The sequence below is a fragment of the Streptomyces sp. 3MP-14 genome (assembly GCF_006334905.2).
In the GTDB taxonomy this organism is placed as follows: domain Bacteria; phylum Actinomycetota; class Actinomycetes; order Streptomycetales; family Streptomycetaceae; genus Streptomyces; species Streptomyces triticirhizae.
In genome coordinates, this window is the sequence record NZ_VDLZ02000001.1 from 1 (window position 1) to 15,040 (window position 15,040).

Consider the following 15,040-nt stretch of genomic DNA (forward strand, 5'->3'; position numbering starts at 1 on the left):
ACACGTCGCCCAGGAACTCAACGGCCGCCCACGCAAGACGCTCGGCTGGGATACCCCAGCCGAGCGTCTACGTGATCTACTCACCACCTGAAACCAAGTGGTGTTGCGACGACCCCTTGAACCCAAGCCCGCCGCGCGGGAGGCCGGGGCCTTCGACGTGCCGGCCCGGGCCGGGCGAACGCGCCGCTCAGGCCGGGCAGTTGGTGTCGTCGGCGGGGATCTCGCCGTCCAGCAGCCAGGAGTTGACCGCGTCCAGCACGCACGGGTCCTCGCTGAGGTAGGCGCCGTGGCCCTCGCCGTCCCAGCGCAGCAGCGGCGCCACCTCGCCGCCGCCCATGGCCTCCCGCATCCGCTCGGCGCCCTCGATCGGGGTGGCCGGGTCGCCCGTGGTGGCCAGGAGCAGCAGCGGCTCGGCCGCGCCGGTCGCGTCGTAGTCCGGCGGGTCGGCGGCCTCCGTCACCGGCCAGTCCTCGGCGCAGCCGGCCAGCGACCATACCATGTAGGGCCCGAACACCTCGGACGCCTCGACGAACTCCGCCTCGTGCGCCAGCGCCTCCTCCTCGCTCATCCCGCCGGGCCGGTCGGCGCAGCGGATCGCGGTGAACGAGGGCTCCTGGGTGGAGTAGGCGCCGCTGACCGGATCGCGGCCGCTGTAGATGTCGTTGAGCAACAGCAGCAGATCGCCGGTTCCCTCGTCCCGGGCCTCGGCCAGGCCCTGGGTGAGGTACTGCCAGCTCTCCTCCGAGTAGAGGGTGGAGGCGATGCCGGTGTAGGCGAGGACGGCCGTCAGCTCCCGGCCGGCCGGGTCCTGGCGGGTGGGCAACGGCTCCTCCTCCAGTTCGGCGAGGAACTGGCTGATCCAGCGGCTGCCCTCGGCCGGCGTCTCGCCCGCCGGGCAGTCCGGCTGCTGGACGCAGTCTTCCAGATAGTGGTCGAGCGCCCGCTGGAAGCCCTGGGCGTCCAACAGGCCCTGCTGAACGGGATCGTCGCTGGGGTCGACGACCGCGTCCAGCACGGTGCGGCCGACCCGGTCGGGGAAGAGGTTCGCGTAGGTCGCGCCCAGCTGGGTGCCGTAGGAGATGCCGAAGTAGTTCAGCCGCTCGTCGCCCAGCACATGCCGCATCAGGTCCAGGTCGCGGGCCGCGTTGGCCGTGGAGACATGGGGCAGCAGGTCGCCGGAGTTGGCGACGCAGGCGTCCACGAACTCCTCCTCCTGCCGCTCCGCGATCCGCCGCTCCTCGGCGGTGTCCGGCGGGGAGCCCAACTCCTGGGTGGCGGCGTCGCGTTCCGCATCGCTCAGGCAGACCACGCCCTCGCTCTCGCCGACGCCGCGCGGGTCGAAGCTCACCAGGTCCCAGCCGCCCTGCCGCAGCGCGTCGAAGCTCTCGCCGGTCTGGGGCAGCGTGGCGACGCCGGAGCCGCCGGGGCCGCCGAAGTTGAAGACCAGGGAGCCGAGCCGCTCCTCGTCCGAGGCGGGGGAGACGGCCCGCAGCAGGGCCAGCTCGATGGTCTCCCCCTCGGGCTCGTCGTAGTCGAGGGGGACGGTGAGGTCGGCGCACTCCCAGCCGGTGCCGTCGTCGAGGCCCTCGGGCGGCGCGGTGGCCAGCGGGTCCTGGCTGGCGGACGGCGCCGGGCACTCGACCCACTCCGGGCTCTGCCGGCCCAGCTCGTCGGGGAGGCCCTGGTAGCCGGCGGCCGGCTCGGACGACCGGTCCCCGGAACGTTCCCCGGGGCGGTCCGAACCCCCCGAGGTGCAGGCGGCGGTGAGCGCGAGCAGCGCCGTCGCGGCCACCGCCCGGGATATGTGTGTCCGCATATGTCTCATCAGGAGCACACGGTACCGTCGCCCGGCGGGTCCCCGTCCAGGAGATGGGCGGCCACCGCCGCCGTCACGCAGGGGTCGCCGCCGCTGAACGCGCCATGCCCCTCGCCCTCGTAGGTCAGCAGCACCCCGACGCCCGGGCCCAGCGCGTGCCGCATCCGTTCGGCGCCGATCCGGGGCGTGGCCGGGTCGCCCGTGGTGGCCAGCAGCAGGATGGGCCCGGCGCCCTCGGCCTCGACGCTGGGCTGGTCGCGCTCCCCGTTGACCGGCCAGTTGACGCAGGACAGCAGGCCCCACACCAGGTGCTCGCCGAAGACCGGGGAGGCGTCGACAAAGGTGTCCACCTGCTCGTGGACGGTCTCCAGGGTGGGCCGGGAGGCGAAGTCGGCGCAGTTGACGGCGGTGTTGGCGGAGCTGAGGTTGCGGTAACGGCCCTCGGCGTCCCGCCCGTTGTACTGCTCGGCGGCCCGCAGCAGCAGGTCGCCCCGGCCCTCCTCGCGCGCCTCGCGCAGCGCCTCGGTCAGATAGTCCCAGGAGGCCCGGGAGTAGAGGCTGGCCAGCACCCCGGTGACCGCGAGGTCCTGGGTGAGCCGGCGGCCCGACTCGGTGGGCAGCGGCTCATCGCGGGCCGCCTCGAACAGCTCGACCAGCGCCGCGTTGCCCTCCGCGCCGGCGCCGCCCACCGGGCAGTCGGGCGCGCGGCCACAGTCCTCCAGGTAGTTGTCCAGGGCGAGTTGGAAGCCCTCGGTCTGGAGCAGCAGCCGCTCCACCTGGTCCCTGGTCGGGTCCACCACCGCGTCCAGCACGGTGCGGCCGACCCGGTCGGGGAACAGGTGCGCGTAGACCGCGCCCAGCTTGGTGCCGTAGGAGACGCCGAAGTAGTGCAGCCGCTCCTCGCCCAGCACCTGCCGCAGCAGGTCCAGGTCGCGGGCCGCGTTCACCGTGCCGACCTGCCCCAGCAGCTCGCCGTTGCGCTCGGTGCAGGCGATCGCGTAGTCGCGGTTGGCGGCGAGGAACTCGCGCTCCTCCTCGGGCGTGCGCGGCGGGCCCGTCGCGTCCTGGGCGGCGGCGTCGATCGCCTCGTCGTCCCGGCAGACCACGCCGGCCGACTCGCCGACCCCGCGCGGGTCGAAGCTCACCAGGTCGAAGCGCTCGCCCAACTCCGCGTAGCGCTCGGCGGAACGCGGCAGCGAGGCGACGCCCGAGCCGCCGGGCCCGCCGAAGTTGAACACCAGCGAGCCGATCCGCTCGTCCCGTTCCGTGGCCGGCGCCCTGATCAGCGCCAGGTCGATGGTCTCGCCCTCGGGCTCGGCGTAGTCCAGGGGAACGGTCAACGAGGCGCAGCGCCAGGGATCGCCCGGCGGCCGGCCCGCGCCCTGGAGGGGGGAGGGCGCGGGGCACTCGGACCAGTCGAGCGTCTGCCCGGTGAAACGCTCGGGCAGCGGCGGGAGTTCAGCGTTCGCGGGGTCGGCCGGGTCCGCCGGGTTCGCCGGGTCCTCCTCCTGCTCCGGGGAGGGCGCGGCGTCGGTGGTGCCGGGCGGGCTCCACGGCTCCTCCGTTCCCGAGGAGCCGGAACAGCCGCCGACCAGCAGCACCAGCGCCAGGGCCAGCGGTGCGGCGCCGCGTATGCCACCCCGAGTCATGCGCGAACGAACCCCCTCGTGCTCCGGGCCGCGTCGCGCCGGCCCCTCCCTGGAGGCTACCCGGCCCGAGGGGCCCGCTCCACGCCCAGGTCAGTCGCAGGTGGTGCCGTCGTCGGGCACCTCACCGTCGATCAGATAGGCGTTGGTGGCGTCCCGCACACAGGAGTTGCCGCCGTTGTAGGCGCCGTGGCCCTCGCCCTCGTAGGTCAGCTCCACGGCCACGTCGTCGCCGAGCGCCTCCGCCATCCGCGCGGTCCCCTCGTAGGGCGTGGCCGGGTCGCCGGTGGTGCCGATCAGCAGGATCGGCTCCGCGCCGTCGGCCGACACGTCCGGGTGCTCGGCTGCGCCGTCCACCGGCCAGTGCGCGCAGGTCAGCAGGGACCAGGCCATCGGCGGGCCGAAGATCGCCGAGGAGTCCTCGAACTCGCCGAGCGCGTCCCGCACATCGCCCGCTTCGTAGCGGCGGTTGGAGTCGGCGCAGCTGATCGCCGTCAACGAGGACTGGAGCGTGGTGTAACTCCCGTCTGGATTGCGGCCGTTCATCGCGTCCCCGAGGGCCAGCAGCACGGTGCCGTCGGGGTCCTCCTCGTCGAGTGCGTCGGACAGGCCCTGCGTCAGATAGGGCCAGAAGTCCTCCGAGTACAGCGACTGGGCGATCCCGTTGTACGCCAGCGCCTCGGTGAGCCTGCGGTCGTCCGGGTCCCTGGTCGGCAACGGCTCCTCGCGCAGCCGCTCCAGCAGCCCCGACAGCCGTTCCTCCGCCTCGTCCTCGTCGCCGCCCAGCGGGCAGTCGTCCCGTTCGGCGCACTGCTCCAGGTAGTTCTCCAGGGCGAGTTGGAAGCCCGACGCCTGCCCCCTGGCGCCCTCCTCGGTGCCGCCCGACGGGTCGACCACGGCGTCGAACACGGCCCGGCCGACGCGGCGCGGGAAGAGGTGCGCGTAGACCCCGCCCAGCTCGGTGCCGTAGGAGACGCCGAAGTAGTACAGCCGGTCGTCGCCCAGCACCTCCCGCATCAGGTCCAGGTCGCGGGCGGTCGCGGTGGTGGTCAGGTGCGGCAGCAGGTCCTCTGAGCGCTCCTCGCAGCCGCGCGAGAACTCCGCCAGCCGGTCCTCGTACTCCCGCTCCTCGGCGCGGTCGTTCGGGAACAGGTCGGACGCGAAGAACTCGTCCAACTCCTCGTCCGGCAGGCACCGCACGCCCTCGCTGTCGCCGACGCCGCGCGGGTCGAAGCTCACCAGGTCGAAGGACTCGCGGAGTTCGGCGTAGTCCTGGCCGAACGCCGGCAGCGTCACCACGCCGGAACCGCCGGGGCCGCCGAAGTTGAAGAACAGCGAGCCGATCCGGTCGTCCCCCCGCGCCTCGCTGCGCGCCCGCACCATGGCCAGCTCGATGGTGTCGCCCTCGGGGTCGGTGTAGTCCAGCGGCGCGGTCAGGGTGGCGCACTCCCAGTCGGCGCCGTCGGGCAACGGGCTGGGCGTGGTGGTGTCGTCGCCCTGGGAGCTGTCGGGCGCCGGGCAGGTCGCCCAGTCGAGCTTCTGCCCGGTGAACGAGGCCGGCAGGTCGTCGGTGTCCCGCGCGCCGTCCTGAGCGGCGGCCGGCCGCTCGGCCTCGGCGGAGGCGCCGGCGCAGCCGCCCACCAGCGCGCCGGCGGTCAGCAGCGCGGGAACGAGCAGGCGGGCTCGGGTCATCAGGCGGCTCCCATCGGTTGGCTCCGACCGCTCCATGGTCGACGCGGACGCGGCGGGGCCGCGAGCGGGCGGGAGTCATCCGAGTGACCGGCGGCCTTGCCGGCCGGGCTTCCCGGAGCCCGCCCCCGGCCCGGGGGGCCGGGCGGCTCCGCCGGGACGGGGGTTGGGGTGGTGCGGGTGGGTTGGCCTCCGGCGGGGCGGCTTCGCCGGGACGGGGGTTGGGGTGGTGCGGGTGGGTTGGCCTCCGGCCGAGGGTGGGACTTCACCGGGGTGGCGGGGCCGGTGTGGTTCCCGTCGGACACGGCGGGGTTGGCCTTCGGCCGGGGTGCGTCCGTTGCTCGGGGTGCTGTGCGGCTGTACGGCTGAGCGGGGCGAGTTCGGCCTTTGGCCGGGGTGTGGCTTTGTGTCGGGCCGGTCGCGGGTGGGGGCGCTTGGTTGGGTGGTGCTGGTTGAGCGTCCGGCTGGGCGGGGCGGGGTGGCCCCGCTGGGGCGGGGGCGTGACTTTACGCGGAGCCGGTCGCGGACGCGGGGGCCGCTTGGTCCGGCGACAGGGGTCGACCCTCGCCGGGCGGGACGTCGTTGCGATGGCGCAGCCGGTGCGGTCTCCGAACAGGCGGTCCGGGGGTTGGCCTTCGGCCGAGGCACGGCTTCGTGCGGTGCCCGTTGCGGATGTGGGGCGGCTTGGCTGGGCCCGGCGGTTGCGCTTCCGGCCGGGCAGGCGCCGACTTTACGCGGAGCCGGTTCCTGGTCGAACTACTCCGCTGGGCCAGCGACTTGGCGAGGCGACGGCTCATGGCTGTGGCACCCCGGCCGCAGAGCCAACCGCCGGCGTCAGCCGTTCACCCCCCGGTCCGCAGGGCCGATCCCGCGCCGGGCCGCGCGCCAGCGCACCGCCCCGCAGGGCTGACGGCCGGCGTCAGCCGCTCACGCCCCGCCCCGCAGGGCCGGTCCCGCGCCAGCGCTTTGCGCACCGGCCCGGCCCGGAGGGGCAACCGCCGCCGTTGGCGGTTCCACCCCGGTCCGCAGGGCCGATCCCACGTCGGGCCGCGCGCCAGCGCACCGCGCCAGCGCACTGCGCGGCCCCCCGGGCCGTCGCAGCTCCCTCAGCCCCCGGCAGGGACCCAGCGGCCCCGCAGCGCGACCAGCACCGCGCCCGCGACGAACAGCAGCAGCAGGGAGACGGCCGTGGCGCCGGCCGGGTCGCCCTGGAGCAGCAGGTACACCTTCAGCGGTAGCGTCTGCGTCGTGCCCGGCAGGTTCCCCGCGAACGTGATCGTCGCCCCGAACTCGCCCAGCGCCCTCGCCCAACACAGCGCGGCCCCGGCCGCCAACGCCGGGCGCACCAGGGGCAGCGTCACCAGCCACAGCGTGCGCAGCGGCCCGGCGCCCATCGTGGCGGCCGCCTCCTCGAAGTGCGGCTCGATCCCGTTGAGCGCGCCCTCCAGGCTGATCACCAGGAACGGCATGGCCACGAAGGTCGCCGCCACCACCGCGCCCGGCGTGGTGAACGACAGCGTCACGCCCAGCCGTTCGAGGTGCTCGCCCAGCAGCCCGCGCCGGCCGAAGCCCTGGGCCAGCGCCACGCCCGCCACCGTCGGCGGCAGCACCATCGGCAGGAGCACCAGGCAGCGCACCAGCGTGCGCCCACGGAAGTCGGTCCGCGCCAACAGCCAGGCCAGCGGCACCCCCAGCAGCACGGAGAGCAGCAGCGCCCAGCCGGAGACCACCAGGGAGAGCCGCAGCGCCTCGGTGATCGCCGGCTCGGTCAGCCGTTCCGTCAGCTCGCCCCACGGCGCGTCGACCAGCACCCCCAGCAGCGGAACGCCGAGGAAGCCGACGGCGACCAGCGCGGGAAGCGCCAGCGTCAGGGGCGGCCGGCGCCGGCCAGGCGCGCCCTTCACGGAGCGGGGAAGCGTCACGGAGCGGGGAAGCCTCACGGAGCGAGGAAGCCCGCCTCGGCGAGCAGCCCCCGCGCGGCCTCCTCGTTGAGCCAGGCCACGAACGCGGCCGCCTCGTCGGGGTGTTCGGAGTCGTTCAGGGCTGCCGCCGGGTACTCGGCGACGACGTTCTGGTCCTCGGGGATGGGCACCACATGGACCTCGTCGCCGGCGACGGTGGCGTCCGTGACATAGACCAGGCCCGCGTCGGCCTCGCCCAGCTGGACCTTGCCCAGCACCGCGCGGACGTTGGCCTCCAACGAGTCCGGTTCGGCCGCCACGCCGGCGGCCGCGAGGATCTCCTGGCCGTAGCGGCCGGCCGGCACCTCGGGCGCGGCCAGCACCAGCCGCAGCTCCGGGTCCGCGAGGTCGGCCAACCCGTCCACGCCGGCCGGGTTGTCGGGCGGGGTGACGATGGTCAGCGCGTTGCGGGCGATCACCGACGGCTCGCCGGTCAGTTCGGCCGCGCTCGCCATGGTGTCGGTGTCGGCGGTGACCAGCACGTCGGCGGGCGCGCCGCCGTCGAGCTGGGCGACCAGCTCCTGGGAGCCGGCGAACGAGAACCGCAGGGTGGTGCCCGGGTTCTCCGCCTCGTAGGCGGCGCCCGCCTCCTCGAAGACGTCGGTCAGCGAGGCGGCGGCCAACACGGTGAGGGTCACCTCGGACCCGCCGTCCGCGCCGCCGCCCCCCGACGCGTCGTTCGCGTCGTCGGAGCCACAGCCGGCGAGGCCGAGCACGACGGCCGGCACCAGCAGCGCGCCGGCCAGCGCACGCCGGGGCCGCGCCACCAGGCGCGAACGGGAACGGAAAACGGCACGGGAACGGAACACGCAGGTCCTCACATCCGGTCGACATGAACGCTGGTGGCCTTGACCCGGGCGACGGCCTCCTCGCCGACGGCCAGGCCCAACTCCTCGACGGCCTCGCGGGTCAGCAGCGAGACCAGCCGGTGCGGCCCGGCCTGGATCTCCACCTGCGCGGCGACATCGCCGACGGTGACCTTGGTGATGATCCCGGGGAAGGCGTTGCGGGCGCTGGTGTACGGCTCGCCCAGGTCCCCGCCGGGCGCGCCCTCGGCGCCCAACTCCACGGCGAACGCGGCGAGATCCTCGCCCGCCACCTGCCGCTTGCCCGCCTCGTCCCGCCGCGTCGGCAGCCGGCCGTTGTCCGCCCAGCGCCGCACCGTGTCCGGGCTCACCCCGAGCAGCCGCGCCGCCCGCCCCATGCTGTAGAACCGCATGTGCGGGACAGTACGGCCAATCGGGTGGCATTCACAAGCGCGTTCGGGCCCGGCGGCTCGCAGTTGCGGGCCTGCCTTCTCCGGGTGGCTCCGCTAGATCGCTTCCTTGCGGGTGAGTTGGGTGAACGCCAGCCAGCCCGGCAGCACCGGCAGCCAGAAGGTCATCAGCCGGAACAGCAGCACCGCGCCCAACGCCACCTGCGGCGGCACGCCGAACGCGGTCAACCCCGCGCTCAGCGTGAACTCGATCGCGCCGATGCCGCCGGGCGTCGGCGCCGCCGAGCCCAGTGCGTTCCCCGCCAGGAAGACCACCGCGATCGTCGGATAGCTCAGCTCCCAGCCGAAGGCCCGCAGCGAGGCGTCCAGGCACATCACGAACGCCAGCGTCATCAGCAGCATCCCGCCGATGCCGGCCAGCAGCTTCTTCGGCCGCTGCACCACGTCCAGCATCCGGGGCACCACGCCGGCGAACAGGCTGCGCACCCGCTCCAGTATCGCCTTCCGCAGGGTCGGCACCGCCGTCACGATCAGCGCCGCGACCGCCACCGTCAACAGCCCGGCGATCACCGTGCGGGACGGCGAGAGGTTCGGCGTGTGCTCGGTCCCGGTGAGATAGCCGAAGGTCAGCAGCAGCAGCACATGGCTGCCGAGCCCGAAGAGCTGCGAGGCGCCCACGCTGGCCACCGCGTGGCCCGGGCGCAGCCCCTGGCGTTGCAGGAAGCGCGCGTTGAGCGCCGCGCCGCCGATCGCCGCCGGCGCCACCAGCTTCACGAAGGAGCCCGCGACCTGCGCCATCACCGTGCGCGGATAGTTGACCTTCTCGGGCACGAAGCCCAACAGGCTGATGGCGGCGGCGAAGTAGGTCAGCGCCGAGAAGCCGGCCGCGACGATCACCCAGCCCCAGTTGGCGTCCTCCCAGACCCGCTGGAACTCGGGGTTGATCAGCTGGCTGATCAGGAAGTACCCGGCGAAGACCGCCGCGATCAGGCTCACCAGGGTGCGCGGCCTGATCCGCTCGATCCGGGCGGGCTCTATCGGCGCCTGCGGCCGGATGAGCAGCACCTGTTGCCGGATCAGCGCCAACAGGTCGGGCTCCCTGGCGTTCTCCAGGGCCTCCTCCATCACCTGCTTCTCGGCCTGCTTGGCGGCCTTGACCGTCCTGCGGTCCGCGTTCTCCGGGAGGCTGCCGCGCGCCTCCCGGTAGGCCCGGGTGGCGTCCAACACCGCCTGCCGCTCCCGCTGCGCGCGCTCCTTCGCCAGCTGCCGCAGTGTCGCCCGGGTGGCGCGGCTGAGCGCGATGGGCTGGAGCAGCGGCAGGCTGTCGGCCACCGCGTCGGGGCCGAGCACCGTCACGGCCGCCGCCACCGCGCGCTCGGCCCCGGCCCGCAGTCCGAACGTGGTCAGCAGCTGCGCCACGTCCATCCGCAGCAGCAGGTCGCCCGCGGCGATCTCGCCGCCACGCAGGCTGGTCAGATAGACGGTGCCCGCCCGGTCCACCAGCACCGCGCGGCCGTCCAGCCTGCGGTGCGCGATCCGGCGCGACTGGAGCGCGGTGACCTGACGCCAGGTCGCCTCCATCAGCTCGTCGGTGATCTCGTCGTCCGGCAGCGAGTCCAGGTCGCGGCCCGGGATGTGCTCGTAGACCAGCATCACCGCGTCGGGGCCCAGCTCCGAGGTGGCGATCAGCTTGGGCGCGTTGGCGCCGGCGGCGATCGCCGCGTACGCCAGCAACGCCTCCTGCTCCAGCGCCTGACGCAGCGACGGGAGGCTCCGCCGCTGGGTGATGCCGCGCAGCGCCAGCCGCCGCCACGCCCGGTAGAAGAAGCCCCGCGCCTGCTGCTGCCGGTCCACCACCGTCACGTCCAGCGGCGGCCCGGACTCCAGCGTCACCAGATAGCGGCGGGTCGGCTCGTTCGTGCCGCGCTCCCCGTCCTCCGACGGGGTGGGCTCCTCCGCGCGCAGCGCGGTGACCGGGCGGAAGCCGACGTGCCGCAGCCCGGCGAGCAACTGCTGCCCGGTGGCGCGGACGTTGGGCGAGCCCACGGCGTAGAGCGTGGCGTAGGCGATGGTCCAGCCGATCAGCACGGTGACCGCGATGGAGAACGGCGTGGTGTACCCGGCGACCAGCACCGCCACCGCGTCCAGCGTCACCACCGACCACATGACCAGCCGCCAGCCGGGCCGGTGCGTCATCCCGACGGCCGTGGCGTAGGCGATCACCGGCGCCAGATAGCCGTGCACCGGCTCGGTCAGCCCGCTGCCGCCCGGCGCGTCCCTGATCAGCGCGTCCTGCACGGACTGCGGCGCCATCCTGGCCACCCACAGGCTGAACGAGAGCGACACCCCGTGCGCCAGTACGGCGGCCAGCACCCCGTCCGCGATCCGCAGCCCGTCCCTGCGCATCAGCCGTTCGATGGCGAAGGCCATGGGCACGATCAGCACTGCGACGGCCGAGGCGAAGCCCGCGAAGTCGATCAGCAGCGAGGGCGCCTGCTCGGAGCCCTTGTCCACGTCCTGTTCGATGCCCTCGGTGGTGCCGATGGCGAACGTGGCCACCGCCAGCAGCACCCCGATGGCCAACAGCCCCAGCAACGCGCGCAACAGGTCGGCCGGCCGGTGCACCCGGGCGGTGAGGATCGGGTCGTCCACCTCCACCAGGTCGCTCCTGGTCGGATCGGCGCGCTCCAGCGCCTCAAGCGGCGGCGGCCCCTCGTCCGGCCGTTCGTCCGCCCGCTCTGCCCGTTCTTCCTCGCCCCGTATCACTGGCCGCATCCCTGGAAACGATCTCGCGCTGGAGCGACTGCTCTCGACCAGCTCTCCCCCGTACGGGGACGATACTGGCACGAGACACCGACAGCGCGGTGGGCTCCGTGACATACGGCACCATGGGCGGCATGACGCCCGCCACCCGAGCGCCGGCGAACGAGCCGCCGCACCGCCTGTCCGACCACGCCGACGCGGTGCTCGCCGTCGTCGAACGCATCCCCGAGGGGCGCGTCCTCACCTACGGCGACATCGCGGGCGTGGTGGCCGAGGGCGGGCCGCGCCAGGTCGGCACGGTGCTGTCCCGCTACGGGGGCGCCGTCCCGTGGTGGCGCGTGGTGCGCGCGGACGGCCGCCCGGCGCCCGGGCACGAGCGGCGCGCGCTGGAGCACTACCGCGCCGAGAGCACGCCGTTGCGCCCCGGTTGGGACTCCGGCACCATCCGCGTGGACCTGCGCCGCGCGCGCTGGGCGGACCCGCGCTGAGCCGGCGCCCGAGCGCCCGCGCGCGCCCCGCCGGGGGCCGGGCCGGGGTTCGCCGGCGCCCGTTCTCGACCGGAAACCCCGCGCCCCGCCCGTCGACTGGCGTACCGTCGACCCCAACCTCCACGAGAATCCGCGATGCACGTGAGCCTCTCCGTCCCGTCCACTGACCGGCCGCCGCCCGCCCCGGGAGCGTACCGACTGGTGCGCACCCCGGTCGTCGACGCACGCGACACCGCTGTGGACGCCAGCCAGCGCGCCGTGGTTGACCACCCGGGCGGTCCGCTGCTCGTCCTCGCCGGCCCCGGCACCGGGAAGACGACCACCCTGGTGGCCGCCGTCGCCCGCCGGGTGCGCGCCGGCGCCGACCCCGAGCGGCTGCTGGTCCTCACCTTCAGCCGCAAGGCCGCCGTGGAGCTGCGCGACCGGCTCACCGCCGAGCTGGGCGGCCGGGCGCCCCAGGCGACGACGTTCCACTCGTTCGCCTACGCGCTGGTCCGCGCCCACCAGGACCGGGAGCTGTTCGCCGAGCCGCTGCGCCTGCTGTCCGGCCCTGAGCAGGACCTGTTCGTGCGTGAACTGCTCGCCGGACACCAGGAGTTGGAACGGACGGGGCGCGGCCCGCGCTGGCCGGCCGAGCTGCGGGCCTGCCTGACCACGCGCGGCTTCGCCGACGAGCTGCGCGCCGTGCTGGCGCGCAGCAGGGAGCTGGGCCTGGACCCGGGGACGCTGGGCGAGTTCGCCCGCCGCACCGGCCGCCAGGACTGGTCGGTGGCCGCCGAGTTCCTCGCCGAGTACCTGGACGTCACCCAGGCGCAGGGCGTCATCGACTACACCGAGCTGCTGCGGGAGGCCGTGGCGCTGGCCGAGCGGCCGGAGCACGCCGGGGCCATCGCCGCCCGCTACGACGCGGTCTTCGTCGACGAGTACCAGGACACCGACCCGGCGCAGGTCGCGCTGCTGCGGGCGCTGGCCGGCGACGGTCGCGACCTCACCGTCTTCGGCGACCCCGACCAGTCCATCTACGCCTTCCGGGGCGCCGACCTCGGCGGCATCCTCGGCTTCCCCGACACCTTCCGCACCCGCGCGGGCGAGCCGGCGCCCGTGCTGGCGCTGCGCGTGGCGCGCCGCTCGGGCGCCGGGCTGCTCGCCGCGACCAGGACCCTTGCCGCGCGGATGCCGCTCTCCCGGCTGCCGGCCGATGCGGTGCGCCGGCACCGCACGCCCGAGCCGACCAGGGAGGGCGGCACGGTCCAGGTCCTCACCTACCCGACGGCGGGCGCCGAGTTGGCGAACATCGCCGACCTGCTGCGCCGCGCCCGGCTTGAGGACGGGCTGCCCTGGGGCGAGATGGCGGTGCTGGTGCGCGCCGGCCGGCACACCATCCCGGCCGTGCGCCGCGCCCTGACCTCGGCGGGCGTCCCGCTGGAGGTGGACGGCGACGACCTTCCGTTGCGCCAGGAGCCGGCGGTCGCGCCGCTGTTGACCGCGCTGCGCGTCGTCGCCGAGGCGGGCGCGGCCGGCCCCGAGGGAGCGGCCGGCCCCGGCGGCGCCGACGCCGCGCTCGATCCGGAGACCGCGACCCGGCTGCTCACCTCACCGCTGGGCGGCATGGACGCCGCCGACCTGCGCCGCCTCGGGCGCGCCCTGCGCGCGGAGGAACGGGCGGCCGGCGGCGGCCCGCCCCCGCCGTCCGACGTGCTGATCGCCCGCGCGCTGGCCGAGCCCGAGCGGCTGGTCACGCACGACCCGGCGTACGCCGGCGCCGCCCAGCGCCTGGGCCAACTGCTGCGCAAGGCGCGGGAGTCGCTGGCCGGCGGCGGCACCGCCGAGGAGGCGCTGTGGCTGCTGTGGGACGGCACCGGCTGGCCGGGGCGGCTGGAGCGCGCCGCCCGGCGCGGCGGCGCCGCCGGCCGCAACGCCGACCGGGACCTGGACGCCGTGTGCGCCCTCTTCGAGGCGGCGGCGCGCGCGGAGGAGCGCATCGGCGGCCGGGGGGCGCTCAACTTCCTGGCCGAGCTGGAGGCGCACGACATCCTGGCCGACACCCTGGGCGCGCGCCCCACCCGGCCCGACGCGGTGCGGCTGATGACCGCCCACCGCGCCAAGGGCCTGGAGTGGTCCCTCGTCGTGGTCGCCGGGGTGCAGGAGGGCAGCTGGCCCGACCTGCGGCGCCGTGGCTCGCTGCTGGAGGCCGACCGGATCGGCCGCGACGGGCTCGCCGAGCCGCTCAGCCCTGCCGCGCTGCTCGCCGAGGAGCGCCGGCTGTTCTATGTGGCCGCCACCCGCGCCCGCGACCGGCTGGTGGTCACCGCCGTGCGCGGCACCGACGACGGGGAGCAACCCTCCCGGTTCCTGGGCGAGTTGGGCGTCGAGCCCGAAGAGGTCAGCAGCCGCCCGCCGCGCCCGCTGTCGCTGACCGCGCTCGTCGCCGAGCTGCGCGCCACCACCGTTGACCAGGACGCCTCGCCCGCGCTGCGCGCCGCCGCCGCCGAGCGGCTGGCCCGGCTGGCCGCGCTCGCCGACGACGACGGCCATCCGCTGGTCCCGGCCGCGCACCCGGAGCGCTGGTGGGGCCTGCGCGAGCCCACGCGCTCCGAGGCGCCACTGCGCGACCCCGAGCGCCCCGTCGCGCTGACCGGCAGCGCCCTCGACCAGCTGGTCAACACCTGCTCCCTCCAGTGGTTCCTGGGGCGCGAAGCACACGCCGACGCGCCCCCCAGCACCGCGCAGGGCTTCGGCAACGTCCTCCATGTCCTCGCCGACGAGGTCGCCTCGGGCACCAGCCCGGCCGACCTGTCGGTGCTGATGGCGCGCCTGGAGTCGGTCTGGGACTCCCTCGCGTTCGAGGCGCCCTGGCAGTCCCGCCGCGAACAGGCCGAGGCCAGGGCCGCGTTGGAACGCTTCCTGCGCTGGCATGTGCTGCGCGCCGAGTCCGGCGCCGAACCGGTCGCCAGCGAGCGCGAGTTCGAGGTCACCCTGCCGGCCGGCCCGCACGAGGTCCGCATCAGGGGCGTGCTGGACCGGGTGGAACGGGACGCCGACGGCCGCGCCTATGTCGTCGACTTCAAGACCGGCAAGGGCCGGCCGACCGCCGACGAGGTCGCCCGCCACCCGCAGCTCGCCGTCTACCAACTGGCCGTCCGCCACGACGAGTCGGTCGCGGGACCGGACGCCGAGACGGCCGGCGCCGCCCTCGTCCACCTCCGCCAGGGCGCCGCCCGCCGGGACGGCGGCGACGAACTGCCCGCCGTCCAGCGGCAGGACCCGCTGACCGGCGCCTCGGAGAACTGGGTCGGCGAACTGCTCGCCGAGGCCGCCGGCCGGGTCCTGGACGAACGCTTCACCCCGCGCACCGGAAACCACTGCGGCACCTGCGCGTTCCGGAGTTCCTGCGCCGCCAGGCCCGAGGGCCGCCAGACCGTGGAGTGAGCCGGGCCGTTCGTGTGCTCGGCCGCCTCGCG

The 15,040-nt window shown here is 75.1% G+C and carries 8 protein-coding genes and 1 pseudogene; 2 read left to right on the top strand and 7 right to left on the bottom strand.

Annotated elements, in window-relative coordinates:
- Positions 1 to 187: 187 nt before the first annotated feature.
- The 7 genes and pseudogenes from FH609_RS00005 to FH609_RS00035 all read right to left on the bottom strand — a co-directional run bounded on the left by FH609_RS00005 (position 188) and on the right by FH609_RS00035 (position 11,103).
- Positions 188 to 1,816, bottom strand: a complete 1,629-nt coding sequence (locus tag FH609_RS00005; RefSeq protein WP_226961277.1) for an alpha/beta hydrolase — start codon at positions 1,814 to 1,816, stop codon at positions 188 to 190.
- Positions 1,817 to 1,824: 8 nt separating this feature from the next.
- Positions 1,825 to 3,465, bottom strand: a complete 1,641-nt coding sequence (locus FH609_RS00010) for an alpha/beta hydrolase (protein WP_139665872.1) — start codon at positions 3,463 to 3,465, stop codon at positions 1,825 to 1,827.
- A gap of 90 nt (positions 3,466 to 3,555) precedes the next feature.
- On the bottom strand, positions 3,556 to 5,154 hold the full coding sequence (locus tag FH609_RS00015; RefSeq protein ID WP_139665871.1) for an alpha/beta hydrolase: 1,599 nt from the start codon (positions 5,152 to 5,154) through the stop codon (positions 3,556 to 3,558).
- A gap of 1,118 nt (positions 5,155 to 6,272) precedes the next feature.
- A pseudogene (locus tag FH609_RS00020) lies at positions 6,273 to 7,055 on the bottom strand (ABC transporter permease); the annotation flags it as partial.
- 32 nt (positions 7,056 to 7,087) lie between these two features.
- Positions 7,088 to 7,921 carry a molybdate ABC transporter substrate-binding protein gene (modA, locus tag FH609_RS00025; protein ID WP_226961278.1) on the bottom strand — a complete coding sequence of 278 codons (834 nt, stop codon included), beginning with the start codon at positions 7,919 to 7,921 and terminating at the stop codon, positions 7,088 to 7,090.
- A gap of 8 nt (positions 7,922 to 7,929) precedes the next feature.
- A complete protein-coding gene (locus FH609_RS00030; RefSeq protein ID WP_139665870.1) occupies positions 7,930 to 8,331 on the bottom strand; it encodes a TOBE domain-containing protein in 402 nt (133 codons plus the stop codon).
- A 93-nt stretch (positions 8,332 to 8,424) separates the two neighbouring features.
- Entirely contained in the window at positions 8,425 to 11,103 is a 2,679-nt protein-coding gene (locus FH609_RS00035) for a lysylphosphatidylglycerol synthase transmembrane domain-containing protein (protein WP_139665869.1), read from the bottom strand.
- Positions 11,104 to 11,216: 113 nt separating this feature from the next.
- On the opposite strand from FH609_RS00035, the gene FH609_RS00040 reads away from it, so the two are divergent.
- Positions 11,217 to 11,579 (top strand): MGMT family protein, encoded by a 363-nt coding sequence (locus FH609_RS00040; protein WP_405378819.1) that lies wholly within the window; start codon positions 11,217 to 11,219, stop codon positions 11,577 to 11,579.
- 135 nt (positions 11,580 to 11,714) lie between these two features.
- Positions 11,715 to 15,008, top strand: a complete 3,294-nt coding sequence (locus tag FH609_RS00045; RefSeq protein ID WP_139665867.1) for an ATP-dependent helicase — start codon at positions 11,715 to 11,717, stop codon at positions 15,006 to 15,008.
- Positions 15,009 to 15,040 lie beyond the last annotated feature (32 nt).